Annotated in this window: 18 protein-coding genes; 16 read left to right on the top strand and 2 right to left on the bottom strand. The window is 61.8% G+C overall.

Going from position 1 to position 21,889, the window contains the following annotated elements; genetic code table 11:
- The first annotated feature begins 1 nt into the window (after position 1).
- From O148_RS0104955 to O148_RS0104935, 5 genes are all read left to right on the top strand, one after another.
- Positions 2-895: a Rossmann-like and DUF2520 domain-containing protein gene (locus tag O148_RS0104955; RefSeq protein WP_035744972.1), complete on the top strand. Its 894-nt coding sequence runs from the start codon at positions 2-4 to the stop codon at positions 893-895.
- Positions 882-1,820 carry a pantoate--beta-alanine ligase gene (gene panC / locus O148_RS0104950; RefSeq protein ID WP_026530025.1) on the top strand — a complete coding sequence of 313 codons (939 nt, stop codon included), beginning with the start codon at positions 882-884 and terminating at the stop codon, positions 1,818-1,820. The genes O148_RS0104955 and panC overlap by 14 nt, the downstream gene beginning before the upstream one ends.
- 64 nt (positions 1,821-1,884) lie before the next feature.
- A complete protein-coding gene (gene lysS / locus O148_RS0104945) occupies positions 1,885-3,399 on the top strand; it encodes a lysine--tRNA ligase (RefSeq protein ID WP_026530024.1) in 1,515 nt (504 codons plus the stop codon).
- Positions 3,399-3,578, top strand: coding sequence for a hypothetical protein (locus O148_RS14935; RefSeq protein WP_035744968.1), 180 nt, complete (start codon positions 3,399-3,401; stop codon positions 3,576-3,578). Before lysS ends, O148_RS14935 begins: the two co-directional genes overlap by 1 nt.
- An 89-nt stretch (positions 3,579-3,667) precedes the next feature.
- Positions 3,668-4,015 carry a histone-like nucleoid-structuring protein Lsr2 gene (locus O148_RS0104935; protein ID WP_026530023.1) on the top strand — a complete coding sequence of 116 codons (348 nt, stop codon included), beginning with the start codon at positions 3,668-3,670 and terminating at the stop codon, positions 4,013-4,015.
- 95 nt (positions 4,016-4,110) lie between these two features.
- Here O148_RS0104935 and O148_RS16980 read toward each other — a convergent pair whose 3' ends face one another.
- Positions 4,111-5,889 carry an ATP-binding cassette domain-containing protein gene (locus O148_RS16980; RefSeq protein ID WP_051619855.1) on the bottom strand — a complete coding sequence of 593 codons (1,779 nt, stop codon included), beginning with the start codon at positions 5,887-5,889 and terminating at the stop codon, positions 4,111-4,113.
- On the bottom strand, positions 5,886-7,634 hold the full coding sequence (locus O148_RS16975; RefSeq protein ID WP_051619854.1) for an ATP-binding cassette domain-containing protein: 1,749 nt from the start codon (positions 7,632-7,634) through the stop codon (positions 5,886-5,888). Before O148_RS16975 ends, O148_RS16980 begins: the two co-directional genes overlap by 4 nt.
- A 411-nt stretch (positions 7,635-8,045) precedes the next feature.
- On the opposite strand from O148_RS16975, the gene O148_RS0104920 reads away from it, so the two are divergent.
- The 11 genes from O148_RS0104920 (at position 8,046) to dhaM (ending at position 21,831) form a co-directional block, all read left to right on the top strand.
- A complete protein-coding gene (locus tag O148_RS0104920) occupies positions 8,046-9,368 on the top strand; it encodes a short-chain fatty acid transporter (protein WP_051619879.1) in 1,323 nt (440 codons plus the stop codon).
- Positions 9,369-9,558: 190 nt separating this feature from the next.
- Positions 9,559-9,948 (top strand): DUF4282 domain-containing protein, encoded by a 390-nt coding sequence (locus O148_RS0104915; RefSeq protein ID WP_051619853.1) that lies wholly within the window; start codon positions 9,559-9,561, stop codon positions 9,946-9,948.
- Between the two features lie 342 nt (positions 9,949-10,290).
- A complete protein-coding gene (locus O148_RS0104910) occupies positions 10,291-12,810 on the top strand; it encodes an ATP-dependent Clp protease ATP-binding subunit (protein ID WP_026530020.1) in 2,520 nt (839 codons plus the stop codon).
- Positions 12,811-12,976: 166 nt separating this feature from the next.
- Complete coding sequence (locus O148_RS0104905; RefSeq protein WP_026530019.1) at positions 12,977-15,169, top strand: S9 family peptidase; 2,193 nt, start codon at positions 12,977-12,979, stop codon at positions 15,167-15,169.
- A gap of 89 nt (positions 15,170-15,258) precedes the next feature.
- Entirely contained in the window at positions 15,259-15,768 is a 510-nt protein-coding gene (locus O148_RS0104900) for an amino-acid N-acetyltransferase (RefSeq protein WP_240470795.1), read from the top strand.
- A 53-nt stretch (positions 15,769-15,821) separates the two neighbouring features.
- Positions 15,822-17,294, top strand: a complete 1,473-nt coding sequence (locus O148_RS14920; RefSeq protein ID WP_051619851.1) for a DHA2 family efflux MFS transporter permease subunit — start codon at positions 15,822-15,824, stop codon at positions 17,292-17,294.
- A gap of 258 nt (positions 17,295-17,552) precedes the next feature.
- The gene (locus O148_RS0104890; RefSeq protein WP_157374499.1) at positions 17,553-18,779 is read left to right on the top strand and encodes an MFS transporter; all 1,227 of its coding nucleotides are present in this window, start codon (positions 17,553-17,555) and stop codon (positions 18,777-18,779) included.
- The gene (locus O148_RS16970; RefSeq protein WP_051619850.1) at positions 18,776-19,234 is read left to right on the top strand and encodes a MarR family winged helix-turn-helix transcriptional regulator; all 459 of its coding nucleotides are present in this window, start codon (positions 18,776-18,778) and stop codon (positions 19,232-19,234) included. Before O148_RS0104890 ends, O148_RS16970 begins: the two co-directional genes overlap by 4 nt.
- 82 nt (positions 19,235-19,316) lie before the next feature.
- Positions 19,317-20,318, top strand: coding sequence for a dihydroxyacetone kinase subunit DhaK (gene dhaK / locus O148_RS0104880; protein WP_026530016.1), 1,002 nt, complete (start codon positions 19,317-19,319; stop codon positions 20,316-20,318).
- Positions 20,318-21,031, top strand: coding sequence for a dihydroxyacetone kinase subunit DhaL (gene dhaL, locus O148_RS0104875; RefSeq protein ID WP_240470794.1), 714 nt, complete (start codon positions 20,318-20,320; stop codon positions 21,029-21,031). Before dhaK ends, dhaL begins: the two co-directional genes overlap by 1 nt.
- A complete protein-coding gene (dhaM, locus tag O148_RS0104870; protein ID WP_026530014.1) occupies positions 21,028-21,831 on the top strand; it encodes a dihydroxyacetone kinase phosphoryl donor subunit DhaM in 804 nt (267 codons plus the stop codon). Before dhaL ends, dhaM begins: the two co-directional genes overlap by 4 nt.
- Positions 21,832-21,889: the final 58 nt, after the last annotated feature.

The following is a 21,889-nucleotide window of genomic DNA, read 5'->3' as shown; positions in this document are numbered from 1 at the left end:
GATGGAACCGGTGCGCCTCGGTGTAGGGATCGTGGGTGCAGGAAAGGTGGGTGCCGTTCTCGGCGCCGCGTTACGTGCCGCCGGACACGCCGTGATTGCGGCGACGGCGCGGTCCGAGGAGTCCCGCGACCGGGTCCGCGACCTCTTGCCAGGGGTGCCCGTGGCGGACCTGGCGACCGTTGTCGACCGCTCAGAGCTGGTATTGCTCGCCGTTCCCGATGACCAACTGGAGCCGTTGATCGGCTCGTTGAGCGGAGCTCGTGCCTGGCACGAGGGCCAAATCGTGGTGCACACCTCGGGTCGATACGGCGCCAAAATACTGGAACCGGCAGCGAGCCAGGGTGCGTTGACGGTGGCTATTCACCCGGCAATGACGTTCACCGGTACCGAGCTTGACCTGTCCCGCCTGACCGACACGGTTTTCGGTGTCAGCGGAGAACTGGAGGTGCTTCCGATCGCCCAGGCGCTCGCAGTGGAGATGGGCGGCGAGCCGGTGGTCATCGCCGAAGCAGACCGCCCGATCTATCACGCCGCCTTGGCCCACGGGTCCAATCATTTGGTGACTCTTGTTGGCCAGTCCGCCTCGCTGTTGCGCAGTATCGGTGTCAGCGATCCGGCACGAATGCTTGGCCCGCTCTTGCGCTCCACACTGGACAATGCGCTGAGCACGGGAGAGTCGGCGCTCACCGGACCGGTTGCGCGCGGGGACGTGAGTACGGTTCGCGAACATGTGCGCGCCTTGGACGAGCTAGCCGCCCGCGGTGAGGCGACTGATGTCCCCGAAAGCTACCGCCACCTCTCTGGCGCCACCATTGATCGCGCCCTGCGCCGCGGGAAGCTCTCCCCGGAGGTCGCGACATCCCTACGAGAGGCACTAAAGCGTGACGAGAACTGAACCCTTGCTGACCACCACAGTTGCCGAATTTACTGCTGCCAAGCACCAGCTCTTGGCGGCCCGAGGCAGGCAGGTGGGCAACGCCGTCGGACATCAGCTGACGCTGGGACTGGTGCCGACCATGGGAGCCCTGCACGCCGGTCACGTCGCGCTCATGCGCGCGGCGCGTGAGCAGTGCGATGTGGTGGTCGCGACGATTTTTGTGAACCCGCTACAGTTTGGCGATCCCACGGATTTGGAACGGTATCCCAAGACGCTGGATGAGGACCTGCGGTTGTTGGGGGAGGCTGGCGTGGATGTGGTGTTCGCGCCGTCCGTCGAGGAGGTGTACCCCAACGGGCTGCCTGCGGTGAGTGTGCAGGCGGGTCCGCTTGCGTCCGTGTTGGAGGGCGCATCGCGGCCTGGGCACTTCGACGGGGTGCTGACCGTGGTGACGAAGCTCTTGCATCTGGGAGCGCCGCCGTTTGGCGGGGTTGCCGAACCCGTGGGGTACAAGGCGTTTTTTGGGCAGAAGGATGCGCAACAGTTGGCGTTGATTCGGCTGATGGTGCGTGAGCTGAACTTTCCGGTCGATATTGTGCCGGTGCCCACCGTGCGTGAATCCGATGGGCTGGCGATGTCTTCGCGGAATCGGTTCTTGGATGCGCAGGATCGCGAGAATGCGCTTGCGCTTTCGGCGACTCTGCGCGAGGCTCGGCGCCGGGTTGAGGCAGGGGAGCCGCTTGATGTGGGCGGCCTGCGCGAGCAGTTGGCGGCGGCGCCCGGGGTGGAATTGGATTACTTGGAGTTGGTGGACGCGCTGACTCTCGCCCCGGTTGGCGAGGCGGGCAATGCGGAGCGGGTGGACGCGGAATCCGCGGAACGGTTGCTCGTGGTGGCGGCAAGGGTGGGTTCGGTTCGGCTGATTGACAACGTGATCCTGTGAACTGTCTGTATTTTGCGGTGCGCGATTGTGGGCGCGACGGGGCGAGAACGTAGAATTAACGCCCGTGACGACCAAATCCCCTGAAGCCGAGTCCCCGATCGATACCCATGACCAGGTAGAGGTGCGCAAAGCCAAGCGCGCGGCTCTTTTGGAGCGTGGACGCGAGGCGTACCCGGTTGGGGTCCCGCGCACGCACACCCTGGCGGAGGTGCGTTTTGAATTCCCCGATCTTGAGCCCGGCGAAGAGACCGAAACCGTGGTGGGTGTCGCGGGGCGCATCGTGTTTATGCGTAACTCCGGCAAGCTGGCGTTCGCCACTTTGCAAGAGGGTAGCGGAGCGCGGCTGCAGGTCATGCTGTCCCAGGCCGTGGTCGGTGAAGAATCCTTGGCCGATTGGAAGGCGCTCGTCGATTTGGGCGACCACGTTTTCGTGTCCGGCCGGGTGATTAGCTCTAAGCGCGGCGAGCTCTCGGTCATGGCAGACAAGTGGGAAATGGCGTCCAAGGCGTTGCGCCCGTTGCCCGTTTTGCACGCCGATCTCAGCGACGAAAACCGGATTCGGCAGCGCTACGTCGACCTCATGGTCCGTGAAGAAGCCCGCGAAATGGTCCGAACCCGCGCCGCAATTACCCAATCCGTCCGGGACACATTGCACAAATATGGCTATGTCGAGGTAGAGACACCCATTTTGCAATTGATTCACGGTGGCGCGGCTGCCCGGCCCTTTGAGACGCACGTCAATGCATTTGATCAGCGCATGACGCTTCGAATCGCGCTGGAACTGTATCTCAAGCGCGCGGTGGTCGGTGGAATTGACCGGGTATATGAGATTGGCCGTATATTCCGTAATGAGGGCGTTGATTCCACGCACAGCCCCGAATTCACCATGCTCGAGTGTTATGAAGCGTACGCCGATCAGTTTGTGATGGCGGAGCGAATGAAAGAAATCATTCTGAGCGCGGCGGATCTGGTGGGTAGCCGCCAGATCGAGACCGAAGCGGGGATCATTGACCTGGATGGCGAATGGCGCTGGCTGGGAGTGTATCCGGGCCTCTCCGAGGCCGTGGGTGTGGAGGTAACGCCCGAAACCCCGGCAGCGCAGTTGCGCGAAATTGCGGAGAAGTTCCAGGTCAAGGTGGATCCTGCGTGGGACGCGGAAAAGCTCGTGGTAGAGCTCTTTGGTGAAATCGTGGAGCCAAAGCTCTTGCAACCGACCTTTGTTTATGACTACCCGCCGTCTGCACAACCGCTGGCACGTCCGCATCGCAGCGAACCCGGGCTGATTGAAGCGTGGGATCTCATCATTGGCGGTATGGAGCGCGGGACTGCGTTCTCCGAACTCATTGATCCGGTGATCCAACGCGAACGACTGACCGAGCAGTCTTTGCGTGCCGCCGGCGGGGATGCCGAGGCCATGCAGTTGGATGAAGATTTCTTGCGGGCGCTGGAATTTGGCGCGCCGCCGATGGGCGGGATCGGCCTGGGAATCGACCGCCTCGTCATGCTCTTCACGTCCGCGGGGATCCGCGAGTCCATACTGTTTCCCATGCTGAAGCCAGAAGCGCCGAAGGACAAATAATGCAACCAGTAATTGACGTGTTGTGGGTATTGCTCCCCTCGACTGTCGTTGGCTTTGTTTTCTACCTAGCCCTGCGTGCCATATTCAATGCCGACAAATCGGAGCGGCGCGCACAGGCGAAAGCGGAAGCCGAAGTGCGCGCCAAGCTGATCGCCGAGGGCAAAATCGATCCCAATTAGAAGAATTCTTTTGACCAGGACGGATTTCTTGCGACATACTGTTTTAGTAGCACTTCACTGAATTCTGCCTACTAAAGGGGTGCATGGGAATGGCACAAAAAATTAATGTCGTCCTGGTGGATGACTTTAACGGCGGCGACGCCGATGAAACCGTCCAGTTTGGACTGGCGGGCAATCAATACGAGATTGACCTGTCAACGGCAAACGCAGATAAGTTTCGGAAACTGTTAGAACCGTATGTTGAGGTTGCGCGTAAGGTGAGCAGCCGTGTCGGTCGTCCGCGTACGCCCGGCTCTGCCGCAGCTGCGCAGCGCAACCGCGAGACGGCAATCATTCGCGAATGGGCCAAAGAAAATGGCTACCCGGTGAATGAGCGCGGCCGTATTCGCGCGGACATTATTGAGGCGTACCGCAAGGCTAAGTCCAACAACGCCTAGCGCGTACCCTCTCCCCGTTTCACATCCCCGTACCGCATTTTCATCCCCGTATAAGGGGATGCGGATGCGGTACGGGGATGTGAAACGCGTTAAAGCTAGCGGTAGCCGCCGGCTTGGAGCTCATACATTTCTGCGTAATAGCCGTTCTTGGCCATGAGCTCAGCATGGGTGCCGACCTCAAACACCTCGCCGCCGCGCATGACCACCACGAGGTCCGCTTGGCGCACGGTAGAGAAGCGGTGTGTGACCAAGATGGTGATGCCGCCGCGGGCGCGGGAGTCATTGGCCGCGCGGATGTAACGGTCAAAGAGGTCATGTTCTGCGGAGGCGTCGAGAGCGGAGGTTGGCTCGTCCAAGATGGTGACCAGCGGGGTGGTGCGCATAAAACCGCGGGCCAGGGACAGGCGTTGCCACTGTCCGCCGGACAGGTCCTGCCCGTTTGGCCACTGGGTGCCGAGCTGGGTCTCTGCGCCCGAGGGGAGGGACTCTAACACTGTGGTAGCACCGGCTCGATCAGCGGCCGTGCCCACTGCCACTAAGTTCTCCCTGGTCTGTAAATGCCCGGACCCAATTTCATCCTTGGCCGCAAACTCCAACCTCGCGTGATCCTGGAAAGATCCGGTCATTGCCTCGCGCAGTGACTCGACGTTGAATTCACTGGCAGGAACCCCGTCGATGAACACGTCATCCGCGTCCCGGTTGTAGAGCCCCACCACGGTGTTCACCAGGGTGGTTTTGCCGGAGCCGTTTTCTCCGACCACGGCAACCACGGCGCCCGCGGGAAGGGACAGATTGACGTCCTTTAGAGTGGGGGAGTCCGCACCGGGATAGGTGAAGTTCACGCCGCGCAGGTCGATGCCGGTTTGCAGCGTCGACGGCGCCGCCCGAGTGCCCGAGTGGGCACTGCGCACGTCCTCGGCGTAGTCCTCTAGCACCATGTAGAAGTTCACGATCTGCAAGGACCGCACAAAGAACGCGATCATCCAGCCGGCCTGTCCGGCGAGCCAGGTCAATTGGGTCAGAAGCGCCAGCGCCGCCGCCATTTGCGGAACCCCAAGCTTCCCACCGATGACGTCCTGCCCCATCGAGTACAACACCCAAATCGCGACAACGCCGATGATGATCGCCTCGATGGTTGCAAATGCGCCCCGCTTGAGCTGTGCGTGGTACCGGGGGATGGCGCGTTCACGCGAATGCCGGAAGAGCCTGCGCATGATGTCCGGCCGCATGTCGAACACTCGGAGTTCGGCGCCGTGCCGAACGTCGGTGGACAGGTCCATCAGATGCCGGGTTGCCCGGCCCGCCGGGGCGGAGAGCTTGTCCGCCTTATCATCCCACCGCTTGAAAAAGATCGGTCCCACGAGATTGATGGTGGATGCCAGGGCGATCAGGGAGAGGCGCCAGTCAATCGAAAATGCGACCACGAGCACACCGACCACCGTCACAATCGACTGCAGTCCGCCAATCACGCTGATCCATGCCTGCCCCAGCGCGGACTGATTTGTCCGCAGGTTTTCCACCTTGTCGAGCAGTTCCTTATCGACTAGGTGGTTAATCGTCGGAAGAGATCCGTACAGCTTGCCAACCCGCTCATCAAATTCCAGCGCGAGCCGTTCACGCTGCTTGGTCATCGCCTCGGCGCGCAACAACTCCAGCACGGGGCCTGCGCACATGGAAAACACCAGGATCGCTCCCGAAACCACCATCAGGGTGACATTAACCGACAGCGCCCCGGCAACAAGCATGCCCACTGCCACACTCTGCAGTGAACCAAGGAGAGAGACCGGCAACGAAATGATCGCGAGGATGGTGGCCCAGGGGTTCGCTTTCCAGGAGATTTTGCCGAGGAACCAGAGGTTGCGCAAGGTCTTCACTGTGCCTCCTCCGCATCGACATAACGGGAGGCCTGCAATCGAAACATGTCTGCATAGAGCCCGCCATTACGCATATGTTCCTCATGCGAGGCGTCCGCGACAACGCGTCCGTCCTCAATCACAATGATGCGTTCCGCGCGTCGCACGGCGGCGAGCCGGTGCGTGACCAGGATGGTGGTCGCCCCCTTGGTGACCGAGAGAAAATCGTCAAACAGCTCCTTTTCCGCCCGCACATCCAGTGCGGAGGTCGGCTCGTCCAGGATGAGCAACCCCGCACCCGACGCGAGCGAGGTGAATGCCCTGGCGAGCGCTACTCGCTGCCACTGTCCGCCGGAAAGGTCGGTACCGCCGTCATACTCTGCGCTCAACATGGTGTCCCAGCCGCGCTCTTCGGTGAGCAGGCCGGTGCCGCGCGCTTGCTCGAGCACCCGGTCGAGGACCTCCTGCGGCACCTCGGCGCCAAAGGCGCCCACGGCAATATTTTCCGCGAGCGTGCGGTGATAGTGTTCAAATTCTTGAAATACGACGGCGATATCACCTCGGGCGTCCAGCGGTGCCTTTCCGTTGAGCGAGATGGAGCCGGATGTCGGTAAGTAGAGCCCGCATAGAAGCTTAATGAGCGTGGATTTCCCGGCACCGTTGACGCCGACGATCGCGACCGATTGGCCCGCCGGGATGTCCAGGTTGAGGTTGTGAAAGATGGGCGCACGGCCCGGATATCCAAAAGTGAGATTACGGATAGTGACGTTGACGGGCTTGGTAGCTGTTACGCTTCGACGGCTAATGCCCGCCTCCGTTTTGAGATCCCGGACGCGTGCCACTGGATCTAGACCCGCTTCCGTGCGCTCGCTAACAAGGTCGGTCACGATTTCGGCGTTAGACTTTGCCACCGTTTGTGGAAAGCCCAAGTATCCAAGTCCGCCCAAGGAGGCGAGGGTTCCGAAAATGGTAAGGACCTGGCCCGCAGAAACGATCCCGTCTCGGATGTTAAGAATGAGCACGGCAACGGCGACGCTGTGGGTAAGGATTTGGATCGCGCCGGAAGCCAAGGCGCGCTTGGACATCTGTTTGCGGGATGGCCAGATGTTGGCGAGCGAGTTCTCCCAAAGACGGCGAAAGTCCGCCAAGAACCACGGCGTCCAGCCGAACAGCCGCACCTCCTTCGCGTTCTCGGCGTTCATCAGCTTTTTGCGCAGGAACTCGGCTCGGTACAGGTCCGATCCGGGGGCGGCGTCGAATTCTTGAAAGACGAGGTCGTTCCAGCTTCCCGCTACGCGCGAGGAAATGATGTGCCCTAGGGATAGGAGCAGTGCGATCCAAATGTTCCAGGTGGCGACAATGGCGAAGGAGAGCAGAGCGCCGAATCGCGTTGCAAGGTTGTCCAGGTTTGCGTCGCTCCAGTAGAGCCACATCCAGTCGTTGAGTTTGGTGTTGAGCCGCTTCCACTTGGCGGACCGCTGCGGCTCGCTGATGGCGTGAAGCGTGGGGTCCGCCAACGCCAGTTCGGCAAGTGAGACATTGGACAGGGTAGTGGTATTGGTCTTGAGCTTCTGGACGGCAATTTCGGAAAGCTGTTTTGTCACGGGATCGATAAAGAGCACCACGGCTATCAGTATGATTCCCAGCGTAAAGGCGCCGGGCCCGCTATCCGGTGCACGGACGAGGCCGTCAATGGTGATGCCCGTCGCGATCACTAATAGTCGCTGGAACGCTTGTCGGAGAATGTTGCCGATTTGTGAAACCACGAAAGCAACAGGAGAGGCTGTCCACTGGAATTTCAACATGCGCAACCCCGCGGCCAAGCTTTCGCGGCCTCGTGTAAGCCAGCCACTCGCCGTCGTGCTTTTCACCGGTGCCCACCCCAAGAGTCATTGAGAAGTGTCAACTCATCTAACCCTAGGCGACTAAACCGGTTTTAGCTACCACTTTTGGCCGCCAATTTCCCACCCCACTCCAATTCGACTGTGCAGAACACGCACGCGACACGCCGTTAAAGCGTGCATTATCTGCACAGTCGATATTGAGTGTGCAAATTAGGATGAGTTCCGGAGGCGCTTCCGCCGTCCTGCGCGTCCGAAACCATCCACGGATCTCCACACGATGAGGTGTACACGGTGTCCAAAACACACGTAAGCGAGCGCGGATTCGCGCGCGTCATGCGACCGGTCAATACCCTGGTCGAACGGTTTATCCCCAGTGCCCTAGTCTTTGCAATCGTTTTGACATTTATTGTGGCGCTTGCGGCGCTCTTCATGACCGGCTCCGGTCCGGTTCTCATTATCCAAAGCTGGGGCGATGGGCTTTCCGGCCTCCTCGCCTTCACCACCCAAATGGCGCTGATTCTGCTCCTCGGGCACATCCTCGCCAACACCGGTCCTGTCCGCAAGTTGCTCCAACGCCTCGCCGCTGTGCCCAAAACAGCACGTGGCGCTTACGTGTTTGTAGTCGTGGTGTCATCGATTGCCAGCCTGATTACCTGGGGGCTCGGGCTCGTGGTCGGGGCACTGCTCGCCAAGGAGATTGCGGCCAGCTTCCGGGCCAAAGGCATTCCCGTGCACTTTCCGCTACTGGTCGCTTCCGCGTTCTCCGGTTTCGTGGTCTGGCACATGGGTTACTCCGGCTCCGGTCCGCTCACCGCGGCAACCCCCGACAGCTTCATCGCCAAACAACTGGGCACCACCATCCCCATCACCCAGACCACGTTTTCTCCCATCAACATGATCGCGGCGCTCGTCACCATCATTGCGATCAGCCTGCTGGTTTACTTCATGGCACCGCGCAACACCGCAACCATCAAGGAGCTGCAGGTCAACCTCGCCGAGGATACGGGCAGCAAAGACACCATCGAGACACCGGCCGACCGCGTCGACGCGAGCCGCATTCTCACGCTCGCTCTCGGGCTACTGCTCGTGGCGTACCTCATCATTCACTTTGCCAGCGGCGGCACGCTCACCCTCGACATCGTGAACTGGAGCTTCCTCGCTCTCATCCTGCTCCTGGTCAAAAGCCCCTTCGAACTCATTGCCCTCACCAAAGGCGCGGCAAGCAACGTCGGCGAGATCCTGCTGCAATTCCCGCTGTACGCCGGAATCTTAGGCATCATGACCGGAACCGGCCTTATCGCGCTCTTCTCCGACTTCTTCGTCAGCATCTCCAACCCCGTCACCTTCGGCGTCTTCGCGCTCCTTTCTGCCGGGCTCGTCAACTTTTTTGTCCCTTCCGGCGGCGGCCAATTCGCGGTGCAGGCTCCCATCATGCTGGACGCCGCCAACCGCCTCGGCGTAGACCCCAGCATCGCGATCATGGCCGTTGCCTATGGCGATCAGTGGACCAACATGATCCAGCCATTCTGGGCGCTCCCGCTACTGGCGATCGCGGGCCTCAAAATGCGCGACATCCTGGGCTACACCGTCGCCACCATGATCGTCTCCGGCATCGTCTTCGCCGCAACACTCCTCATTTGGGGCATGATCGGCTGACCGAGCTAGTCCGGCCCGGCCGCCAGCGAGCGCGTTTCGCATCCCCGTACCGCAATTTCATCCCTGTATACGGGTCTTGAAACGCGGTGCGGGGATGCGAAACGCGGGAACGCGGGAACGAGGGGGGATAGGCTGAATGGCACCAGGTCACCGAGCCAGCGTGACCGCTTGAGAATATGGGGACTCACACATGAGCAACATTCCACCACCACCCGAAGACCGCCCCGGCGCAGGCAACAACCCGGGCAACAACCCGTACAACTTCCCGAGCGCGGACCAGGTCGCCAATGAAGCGGGCGGGTTCTTCCGCAAACTGTTCGACTTCAAATTCCGCAAGTTCATCACCCCGGAAATCACCGGAATCGTGTACGCCATTGCAATCGGTTTAATCGGTCTGACGTGGCTGTTCTTCACCATCAGCGCCTTCAGCATGAATATCGGATTCGGTTTTATCGCGCTCATCATTGGGCCGATCGTCGCGCTCGTCTACATCATCTTCATCCGTATGGGCATGGAATTCGTGGTCGCCTCGATCCGCACGGCGCAAAACACCGGCGAACTGGTGGCCCGCAAAAAATAGCCGCCCGGCACCCACCTTTGCCCCGGTGAGCAAAGCACGACGGCGGGGCGCGCGGCTGAGGCGCGCATCGCCGTCGTACTTCTTTCCCCCGCGTTTCGCATCCCCGTGCCGCAAAAATTGAGCCGCATACGGCTCGTGAAATGCGGTAAGGGGATGTGAAACGCGGGGGCGAGTTGCGCTGACAGCGAGCGCGGGAATCGGTCGGCGTCAGTGCCCGTTGAGACCCCTTAGATACGCGGATGCGACGTGCGGGCGCTAGCACGATATGCCGGTGGTGAACAGGGCGGACAAGTGTCAGAGCGCGCGCGTAGCATCGAACTAACAACGCAAGGAGTGTGTCTCATGTTTGAGAGATTTACAGATCGTGCCCGCAGGGTCGTTGTGCTCGCCCAGGACGAGGCGCGCATGCTCAACCACAATTACATTGGCACCGAACACATTTTGCTCGGCCTCATTCATGAGGGTGAGGGCGTCGCTTCCAAGGCCCTTGAGGCGCTGGGCGTGTCCTTGCAGGCCGTGCGGGATCAGGTGCAGGAGATCATTGGCCAGGGGCAGCAGGCTCCGAGCGGCCACATCCCGTTCACCCCGCGCGCCAAGAAAGTTTTGGAGTACTCGCTGCGCGAGGCGCTGCAGCTCAACCACACCTACATTGGTACCGAGCACATTCTGCTTGGCCTGATTCGCGAGGGCGAGGGTGTTGCCGCGCAGGTGCTGGTCAAGCTCGGCGCGGACCTGACGCGTGTGCGCAACCAGGTCATCCAGCTGATTTCCGGTTACCAGGGCAAGGAGCCCGCGGGTGCCGGCGTGGGGCAGGGGCAAGCCGAGGGTACGCCCGCCGGTTCTGCGGTGCTGGACCAGTTTGGCCGCAACCTGACCCAGGCCGCCCGCGAAGGCAAGCTGGATCCGGTCATTGGCCGCGAGAATGAGATGGAACGCGTCATGCAGGTCCTTTCTCGCCGTACCAAGAACAACCCGGTTCTGATCGGTGAGCCCGGTGTCGGCAAGACTGCCGTGGTGGAAGGTTTGGCGCAGGCGATTGTGCGCCAGGATGTGCCAGAGACCATTAAGGACAAGCAGCTGTACACCCTGGATTTGGGGTCGCTGGTTGCCGGTTCGCGGTACCGCGGCGACTTTGAAGAGCGCTTGAAGAAGGTGTTGAAGGAGATCCGCACCCGCGGGGACATCATCCTGTTCATTGACGAGATTCACACCCTGGTTGGTGCCGGTGCCGCCGAGGGCGCCATCGATGCCGCGTCCATCTTGAAGCCGATGCTGGCCCGCGGCGAACTGCAGACCATTGGTGCCACCACGTTGGACGAGTACCGTAAGCACATTGAAAAGGATGCCGCGCTGGAGCGCCGTTTCCAGCCGATTCAGGTGCAAGAGCCTTCGGTGGCGCATGCGATAGAGATCCTGAAGGGCCTGCGCGACCGGTATGAGGCGCACCACCGCGTGTCCATTACTGATGGCGCTTTGGCGTCCGCGGCGACCCTTGCCGAGCGTTACATTTCGGACCGGTTCTTGCCGGATAAGGCCATCGACCTGATCGATGAGGCAGGGGCGCGTCTGCGCATTCGCCGGATGACCGCGCCGCCGGAGCTCAAGGAAATCGATGAGCGCATTGCCCAGGTGAAGCTGGAGAAGGAAGCCGCCATCGACTCGCAGGATTATGAGGCCGCCGCCTCGCTGCGCGACAAGGAGAACAAGCTTCACGAGGAGCGCGCCGACAAGGAACGCTCCTGGAAGTCCGGCGGAATGGATGAGATTGCCGAGGTTGATGAGGAACTCGTCGCCGAGGTGCTTGCCAAGTCCACCGGCATCCCGGTCTTCAAGCTCACCGAGGAAGAGTCCAGCCGTCTGCTCAAGATGGAAGACGAACTGCACAAGCGGGTTGTCGGCCAGAATGATGCGATCAAGGCGATTTCACAGGCGATCCGCCGCACCCGTGCGGGTCTGAAGGACCCGAAGCGCCCCGGCGGTTCGTTCATCTTCGCCGGCCCCACCGGTGTCGGAAAGACCGAGCTGGCCAAGGCGCTCGCCGAGTTCCTATTCGGTGAAGAGGACGCGCTGATCACCCTGGACATGTCTGAGTACGCCGAAAAGCACACAGTTTCTCGACTCTTCGGTGCCCCTCCAGGCTACGTCGGCTATGAAGAGGGCGGTCAGCTCACCGAGAAGGTGCGTCGCCGTCCGTTCTCGGTGGTGCTCTTCGACGAGGTGGAAAAGGCGCACGCCGATCTGTTCAACTCGCTGTTGCAGATCCTGGAAGACGGCCGTTTGACCGATAGCCAAGGACGCGTGGTGGACTTCAAGAACACGGTGATCATCATGACCACCAACCTTGGAACCCGCGATATTTCCAAGGGTGTGTTGACCGGATTCCAGTCCGGCACGGACACGACCACCAACTACGAGCGCATGAAGGCTCGCGTGCAGGATGAGCTCAAGCAGCACTTCCGCCCCGAGTTCCTCAACCGTGTCGATGACGTGGTGGTCTTCCCGCAGCTCACCCAGGACGAGATCATCGAGATCGTGGACCTGTTCGTGACTCGACTGGACGCACGCCTTGCGGACAAGGGCATGAGCATCGAGCTGACCCCGGCCGCCAAGACTCTGCTTGCAACTCGCGGTTATGACCCGACCATGGGTGCCCGCCCGTTGCGCCGCACCATCCAGCGCGAGATCGAGGACCAACTCTCCGAGAAGATCCTCTTCGGCGAACTGCTAGCCGGTCAGCGCATCTACGTGGATGTTGACGGTGACGGCCCGGATGCGAAGTTCACCTTCGAAGGTCGCGACGGACAGCCCTCGCTGGAGGAAGCTGCCACCGCGATCACGGCGGCCACCGGGAGCGGTAGCTAGTACCGGGATTCCCACGCTGTAATAAGGGGAGGGCGCTCGGCCAAATGGTCGGGCGCCCTCCCCTTTCCCCTCGGCAAATTTCATGGCCTCCCGGACGTTTCATGGCTATTGGAGGGCATGAAACGTCAGTTTGGCCATGAAATTTGCGGTGGATAGGGTGGAAACTATGACTTCCGCCACACCCTTTCACGACCTTGAAGAATACATTGCGCTACCCCGCCTAGGAGGACTGGCGCTCAGCCCGGACGGTTCCCGCCTGATCGCGACCCTCGCCACGCTCAGCGAAGACCGCACCAAGTACACGAGCGCCCTCTGGGAAATCGACCCCACCGGACAAGCTCCAGCGCGGCGCATTACCCGGCACCAAAACGGCGAATCCGCCCCTGTCTTCTCATCCAATGGCGATCTGTACTTCTCCTCCAGCCGGCAAAACCCCGAGACCGGCAAGGATGAAGAATCTGGCGCGCTTTGGCAGATTCCAGCCGCCGGCGGCGAAGCCCGTGTTGTATTAGCCCGGCTCGGCGGACTCGGCTCGGTCTCCTGCGCCAAGGATGCCGACGTGACGATCATTGCCGCCCAGGTGTTCCCCGGCGCGGCGAATGAGAAAGAAGACGCGGATCTGCGCAAACAACGCAAAGACCGCAAAGTCTCCGGCGTTTTGCATTCCAGCTACCCGGTTCGCTTCTGGGACCATGACCTTGGCCCTGGACAGACCCAGTACTTCCAACTCGTCGATGAGGGCGAGGGCGAACCTGCTGGTGAATCTGGCGAGGAGGCGGCGAAGGAAGCCGGGGACCAGGGCGCGGGCGTTGTAGGTGACAATCCTGTTAGCGCAGCCACCGCGCCGGTCAGCGCGCCAGCCACCGCTCAGAACGCCGACAAACCCCGCTCCATCACCGTAGACACGGTGGCGCCTAAGGAACTCCGCCGCATCACCCACTTCGCCAACGAACTCCTCTTCGCCACCCCCGTACTCAGCCCCGACGGCACCACCATCGCGACCGCACTCAACCGCGTCACGGCGCGCGCCGAAGGCTTCACCGACCTCGCCCTGATCGACGTCGCCACCGGCAACGTCCGCCGCATCGAGAACTCCCGCGAAGGCTGGGAAATGAGCCCCGCGCTCTTCAGCCCGGACGGGGCCACCCTCGCGATCACCTTCGAGCGCACCCCCGACAAGGACACCTCCCCGAGCAGCCAACTCGGCCTTCTCGACATCGAAAGCGGACAAACACGCACTCTCGCCGAGGACTGGGACCGCTGGGGCTGGCCCGCCGCATTCTCCCCGGACGGCAGCACGCTTTACGTCACCGCGGACGAAGACGGCGCCACCCCCATCTTCGCGATCGACCTCGCCACCCAAGAGGTCCGCCGCCTCACCAGCGAACCCCACGTCTTCACCGACGTGCGCATCAGCCCGGACGGCGGCACCCTCTACGCGCTGCGCTCCAGCTACGAATTCCCCGCCGAAGCCGTCCGCGTCGACGCCAGCACCAGCGCCGTCACCGTCCTCAACCAGCCCGCACCGCGCCCGGAAATTCCGGGCACCTTGGAGAGAATTACGACGGCGGCCCAAGACAACACGCAAATCTCCAGTTATCTTGTGCTCCCCTCGAGCGCGAGCGCAAACGACCCGGCACCACTGTTGGTTTGGGCGCACGGCGGTCCGTTGGGGTCCTGGAACAACTGGTCCTGGCGCTGGAATCCGTGGATCATGGCGGCGCGCGGGTATGCCGTTCTCTTGCCGGATCCGGCGTTCTCTACCGGTTACGGGCAGAAGATGGTCGATCGCGGTTTCGGTCAGTGGGGTGGAAACCCGTACACCGACATTATGGCCGCAACCGATGCGGCGCTGGAGCGCGCGGACATCGACGAAACACGTATCGGCCTGATGGGCGGCTCCTACGGCGGTTACATGGCGAACTGGGTTGCCGGTCACACGGATCGTTTCGCCGGAATCGTCTCTCACGCGAGCGTATGGGAGCCCGCCACGAAACATGCCACCGCAGATGTGGGTTATTACTGGCGGCGCGAGTTCACGCCGGAGCGCATCGAAAAGTGGGGGCCGAACCGCCACGTCGCGAACATTAACACGCCGATGTTGGTCATCCACGGGGCTAAGGACTTCCGCGTTCCGATCTCCGAGGGCAACCAGCTCTGGTTCGATCTGATCCGTGAGTCCAAGCTCGCCATGGATGAGAACGGTGAAACCCCGCACCGCTTCTTGTATTTCCCGGACGAGAATCACTGGATCTTGACGCCGCAGAACGCCCGCATCTGGTACGGCGTCGTCGAGAACTTCATGGGACGTCATGTTCTGGGCCAAGACGTGCCGCTCCCGGAGGACCTCGGCCTCTAACCCCTTCCGTCTATGTAGCGCGACACGCCGAGGAAACGCCGGTTTCCTCGGCGTGTCGCGCTACATAGATGAGGGGTAGGTTAAGAAGCGTGCCCCATTACCGCATCCGACCGGCAACCACCCAAGACGTCACCCGCATCCGCGAAATCGTTGACCCACTCGTCGACGAGCGCATCCTGATGCCCAAGGAAACCGTCAACTACTTCGAAGGCGTCCAAGAGTTCCTGCTCGCCGAAGACCCGCAAACCGAGCAGGTTGTCGGCTGCGGTGCGTTGCACGTCATGTGGGAAGATCTCGCTGAAATTCGCACCTTGGCGACGGACAAGAATTGGTTGGGGACCGGCGTCGGACATCAATTAGTTGAGGCGCTCCTCGACCGCGCCCGCGCTCTGGGAGTCTCCCGGGTTTTTTGCCTCACTTTCGAGGTCGATTTCTTCACAAGGCAGGGATTTGAGGTGATGCAGGACCAGTCCACCCTCCCGCCGGAAGTTTATTTGGAACTTTTGCGTTCTCATGACGAAGGCGTCGCCGAATTCCTTGACTTGGCCAGGGTCAAGCCGAATACGCTTGGGAATACCAGGATGATTCGTGTACTCTGACTAAAGTCATTGGCGCTCGCCAACCACTCGTAAACCTTCCCCAAAGGACAATTATGTCTGCCGAAAACGCAGCTAGCCCGGCCCCAGGTCAAGCAAAAGAGGCGCTGCCACCGGGTTCAGTTCCCATCATCATTTCGCTGCTCGTCGCCGCGTTCGTGATGATCCTCAATGAGACCCTCATCGGGATCGCGCTACCGCGCCTCGCCCCCGATCTGGGCATTAGCGTCAACACCGCGCAGTGGGCGGCAACCTCATTCATGCTCACGATGGCCGTCGTCATCCCGACCACCGGCTTCCTCCTGCAACGCGTCCCCACAAGGACTCTGTACACGCTCGCGATGTCTGCGTTCCTTGCCGGAACCATCATTGCCGGAATCGCACCGAACTTCATTGTGCTGATCATCGGTCGCGTGGTGCAGGCCAGCGGAACCGCAATGATCATGCCGCTATTCATGACCACCATCCTCACGCTCGTCCCGCTGTCTCGGCGCGGCGCCATGATGGGTAACTTGAGCCTGGTTATCTCGGTGGCCCCGGCGATGGGGCCGTTCTTCTCTGGGCTCATCGTGAACTCGCTCGGCTGGCGTTGGCTCTTCTACCTCGTCATCCCGGTGGCCGTCATCGCTTTCGCGGTCGGCCTGAAGTACCTGACCAACGTCGGGGAAATCGGCGACAAGAAGATTGATCTCATCTCCGTCCTCCTCACCGTCCCGGCCTTCGGCGGCTTCGTGTTCGGAATCAGCCAACTCGGCGGCGAATCCGGGGGCACCGATAAGACTCTTGCCATCGCCGCGCTCGCGGTCGGCGTGATCGGTCTGGTGCTGTTCTCGCTCCGCCGGCTCAAGCTGCAAAAGGTCGACGACGCGCTACTGGACCTTCGCGTCTTCACCTTCCGCCCCTTCACGATCGGCTTGGCCGTGATGGTGCTGACCTCGATCGCAATGTTCGGCGCCATCTTCTTGCTCCCGGTGTACATGTTGCAGATCTTGGGCTTCGAATCCGACCTCGCCGGCTTCCTCCTGCTCCCCGGCGGCCTGGCGATGGGTCTTGCCGCGCCGTGGGTGGGGCGGCTCTTCGACCGTGTCGGCCCGCGCCCGCTGATCGTGACCGGCGCGCTCGCGGTGGTGGTCGGGTACCTGGTTTTCGCGAATCTCGGCAACCGCCCGGAGCCGTGGATGATTGCGGTATTGGTCATCTTCATCAACCTCGGGCTCTCACTGATCTTCACCCCGGCAATGACCTCGGCGCTCAACTCGCTGAGCATGAACCTGTACTCGCACGGTTCCGCAGTGCTCTCCACCCTGCAACAGGTGGGCGGCGCGGTTGGAACGGCACTCATGTTCACGATCTTTAGCGCCGTGGGCCTCGCAACCGGTAGCCAAATGGCCGCGATCCAGACGGTGTTCTATGTGACGGCCGCGCTCGGCCTGCTCGTGGCGTTCGCGGGGTTCTTCACCCGCAAGTCGACCCCGGTGCCGATCGCGCACACCGAGCCCGGCGAGCCGGTGCCCGTAGCCGGGCAGTAGTGGGCAGGCGCCTAGCCAGCCACAAATAAAAAGTACGACGGCGATCCAAGCCTTGGATCGCCGTCGTACTTTTTTGTGGTGCGCACCCGGGCGGCCTGCGGGCAAACTGCCGTCTCGGCGCGCGGGCATGGTGTGGTGGGAGTAACTTTATTTGACACTGTCAAGCAAACTCCCTACCTTTGACTGGGGCCGCGCACGGATTGCGCGGCCCGCTGTCGGTTCAGTTCCAGGGCGAAGAGAGGTTTTGGTGGGGTTTAAGTGAGCTCTCACTCGATGTTGCGGCGGCGGATTTCGCCGGATCATCGCTGGCGCCTACCCGTTTTGGGCGTCACTCTTTTGGCGACCGCGTTCATGTTGCGGCCCCCGCTTTCAATCGTTGGGCCGCTGGCCGAGCTGATCGGGTCTGGGCTTTCGTTGACGTCGGCCGCTGTGGGCCTGGTAACCACGATTTCGCTGCTGGTGTTTGTCACGATGTCCCCGCTGATGTCCAGGTTTGCGCACCGCTGGGGTGCCGAGCGCGTCATCATGGTGGGGCTGGCGCTGATTGTGGTGGGAAGCCTATTGCGGTGGATTCCCGCGATTCCTACGTTGTACCTTGGCACTTTGGTGTCGGCGCTGGGGATTGTGGCGCCGAACGTTCTGCTATCTACGATCGCCCAGAAGGACTTTCCCAAACACATTGGGCTCGTCACCGCGCTCTACACGACAATGATGTCGATTGGCGGCGGCGTCGCCTCGGTGTTGGCGTTGCCGATCGCGAATGGATTGGGGCTTGGATGGCAGGGCGCGTTTGGGGTCATCGCCATTCCGGGGATATTTGCGCTCCTGTTTTGGTTCCCGTTTGAGCGCGAAAAGCACGAGGTGCGGATTCTGGAGCCGAGCCCCTCGGTGTTCAAGAATGCGCGGGCGTGGCAGTTGGCGGTGTTCTTCGGAGCGCAGGCTGCCATTGGCTACACTGTCATGGCGTGGTTCCCGCGAATTCTGACCGATAACGGGCTGCCGAGTACGGTCGCGGCGGCGTACGTGGGCGGGTTTGCGATCATCGGTCCGATTGCCTCGATATTGGTGCCGCTCGCGAGCACGAGGCGAGCCAGCCAATCCGGTGTGGCCGCGATCGCGGCATCGATGCTTCTGATCGGGACGACTGGGGTTCTCTTGACCGAGGGGCACCTCGCCGGGCTCTTTACGATCGTGATCGGCTTAGGGGCCGCCGGCTGTTTCTCCATGTCATTCACGCTGGTGAGCCTGAAGACGCGAACCCCTCGAGAAGCGGCCCGGCTGTCCGGGATGTCGCAAAGCGTAGGGTATGTATTTGCCAGTATCGCACCGGTGCTCTTTGGCTTCATTCACGATGCCAGCGACTCGTGGCGGCCCGTCGCGTTCATCTTGGTGGGGCTGGCAACTCTCGCGCTTGTGGCCGGGATTTTCGCCGGGCGCCGCGGGTACATTATTGACGCGGCTAGCGCGCCGACGGTCGTCTCATGAGCGGGGCGTTGGATCCTCGCGAGCGGGCGGCATGGCGAAACCTGCTCGGAAGCTATCGGACGATCGAAGAGCGGCTCACCGCGTATTTGGCCCCGCACAAACTGACCATGGGGGAGTTTGGGCTCATGATTGCGCTGGCGGAGGCGGAGGCGAGCGGCGGCGTCAAAATGGGCGACCTTGCCGATAAGGCGCTGATGTCCGCATCCCACCTTTCGCACCGGATTCGCCGTCTGGAGAAAAAGGGCCTCGCTGAGCGTACCGCCGATCCGCAGGATCGCCGGTGTACTCTTGCGCGGCTCACCGGCGTGGGCCAAGATCGATTCCGCCAACTCGTGGGCGGTTACTCCGCGATTATTCGCGAAAACCTCCTGGAACGCCTGAGCGGCGAGGAGAGGCGCCAGCTGGCCGCGCTTTTGTATCGGGTTAATCCTCGAGTTTTGGAATCTGACGGCTGACCTTTTGCGCCTTGTAGCCGACGAGTAAGGTTACAAACAACCGCCCGTACTAAGGGCGGAACACTAGCTTGAGGCGGCCATCATGAAGAAGCTCATAAATGACGTCGAGAACGTCGTCACCGAGTCCGTTGCCGGTTTTGAACTGGCCTTTCCCGATTATGTGGCGGTCGAGTGGGATCCGTTATATATCCGGTGGGTGCAGGCGCCGGAGGCCGGGAAGGTGGGTCTGGTTTCCGGAGGTGGCAGCGGCCATGAGCCGTTGCACGCCGGGTTCGTCGGTTATGGAATGCTGGACGCCGCCGTGCCGGGTGCGGTTTTTACTTCTCCCACACCCGACCAAATACTCGAGGCGACCCGCGCTGCCAACGCGGGCAACGGCGTCGTACATATTGTGAAGAACTACACCGGTGACGTGCTGAATTTCGAAACCGCCGCGGAACTGGCCGCCGCGGAGGGCATTGAGGTCAGGCAAGTGTTGGTGAACGATGACGTTGCTGTGCAGGATTCGCTGTACACCGCCGGGCGGCGTGGCGTTGCGGGGACCGTGCTGGTGGAGAAAATTGCCGGTGCCGCGGCGGCCCGGTCGGATGCGTTGGATGACGTGGTGCGGGTTGGCGAAAAAGTGGTTTCCGAGGTACGCAGCATGGGAGTGGCGTTGCGTGCCGGGACGGTGCCGCATGCCGGAAAGCCCGGTTTTGACCTGGCGGAAGACAAGATCGAAATCGGGATCGGGATTCATGGCGAGCCTGGGCGCGAGCAGGTCGATTTGGAGCCCGCGGACGCGATTACGGCGCGTCTGATGTCTGCGATCACCTCCGATTTGGGGTTGAATTCGGGGGAGCGGGTGCTGCTGTTTGTGAACGGGATGGGCGGGACGCCGGAGAGTGAACTCTTTATTGTGTTCCGCGCGGCGTACGGGATTCTGCGTGAGGCCGGGGTCGAGGTGGCTCGCTCGCTGGTGGGGAACTACGTGACGTCGCTGGACATGGAGGGCGCGTCGATTACCGTGTTGCGTTTGGACGATGAGCTGATCGAATTGTGGGATGCGCCGGTCAACACGCCGGCGCTGCGATGGGGAGTGTGATGGGAATGACGGAAAGCGTCGATGGTGCCGCTGGGGCTGGTAGTGCCGGGGAGGGTACCCTTAATGGGGCCTGGGCGCGGCGCTGGATGGCAGATGCCGCTAAGGCTCTGAGTGAGAATGCCGATGAGCTGAGTGATTTGGACCGCCGGATTGGCGACGGCGATCACGGTGCGAATATGGATCGCGGGATGAAGGCTGTCGTGGAGAAGCTCGGGGGCGGCGCGGGTGGCTCAGGCGAATCTGTCGGAGACGTGCTCAAAACTGCTGCCATGACCTTGATGTCAACGGTTGGGGGTGCCGCCGGCCCGCTGTACGGGACCGCATTCTTGCGGATGGCAACCGCGCTTGGGGCTGCGCCAGCTGTAGACGGGGGCCAGTTGGCCGCTGGTTTAGAGGCCGCCCGCGACGGTGTGGTCTCGCGTGGAAAGGCCGAAAGCGGTGACAAGACCATGATCGACGCCTGGACGCCAGCGGTCGAGGCGGCACAAACCGCGGCTCAAGCCGGGGCAAGCGCTGCCGAAGTAATGGCTGCGGCCGCCAATGCCGCAGTGGCCGGGGCGGACGCGACCGAGCCACTGGTTGCCCGTAAGGGTCGGGCAAGTTACCTCGGCGAACGCAGTGCGGGGACTCGTGATCCTGGCGCTGTCTCCACGGGATTGATCCTGATGGCTGGTGCGGATGCGGCGGGCACGCACGTCGGGGAGACCGAATGAGCGTCGGGCTGGTGGTAGTCTCGCACTCCGCGAAGATTGCGGACGGCGTGATTGAGTTGGCCGGGCAAATGGCGACCGATGTCGCGATGGCAGCCGCCGGGGGCACCGACGATGGCGGCATTGGCACGAGTGTGGCCAAAATTCAGTCGGGGATAGAGGCTGTCGAATCTGGTGACGGGGTCGTGGTGCTGACTGACCTTGGCTCAGCAGTCATGAGCGCCGAAATGGTTGTGGAAATGTTGGATCCTGCGCTCGCACCTGGCGTACAGATCGCCGACGCACCGCTGGTCGAGGGCGCGGTGGCTGCCGCTGTCGCGGCCGCTGGTGGCCAGTCGGTCGACGAGGTCGCCCGGGCCGCCGAGGGTGCCGCCGGTTTGATGGCGGCGGGGAAGATTGGCGAGCCACCGAATTCGGATCCTGGTTCTGGTACTGGTTCGGTTTCAGGCCCGGATTCGCCGGGCGGTCAGGCTACCGCGGCTAGCGGCGAAGGTAGCGCCGGTGGACCCGCTGGAACCGGGAGTGGCATCGATGGTGCCGGCGGCGGGACCGTGACCGGCACCTGGACGCTCCCCAACGAGATGGGCCTGCACGCTCGCCCGGCCGCGGAAGTTGCCAAGAAAATTCAGGATTTAGACGTTGAAGCGGAAATCAATGGCGTGGACGCAGCATCGGTCATGTTGCTCATGACTCTCGGGCTCAAAAAGGGCCAAGAGTTGACTTTGACCGCCACCGGCCCCGAAGCGCAGGCGGCGAAGGAGTGGCTGGCCCGGCAGGTGGAAAATGGTTTCGGCGAGCTCTAACCCCTCGACTGTGTAGCAGTTAATGCCCATGTTTGCTCCAGAATGGGCATTAACTGCT

The organism is Haematomicrobium sanguinis DSM 21259, assembly GCF_000688395.1.
Taxonomy (GTDB): domain Bacteria; phylum Actinomycetota; class Actinomycetes; order Actinomycetales; family Micrococcaceae; genus Haematomicrobium; species Haematomicrobium sanguinis.
Note: the sequence above shows the minus strand (reverse complement) of the source record. Positions and strands in the feature narration are given on the sequence as shown.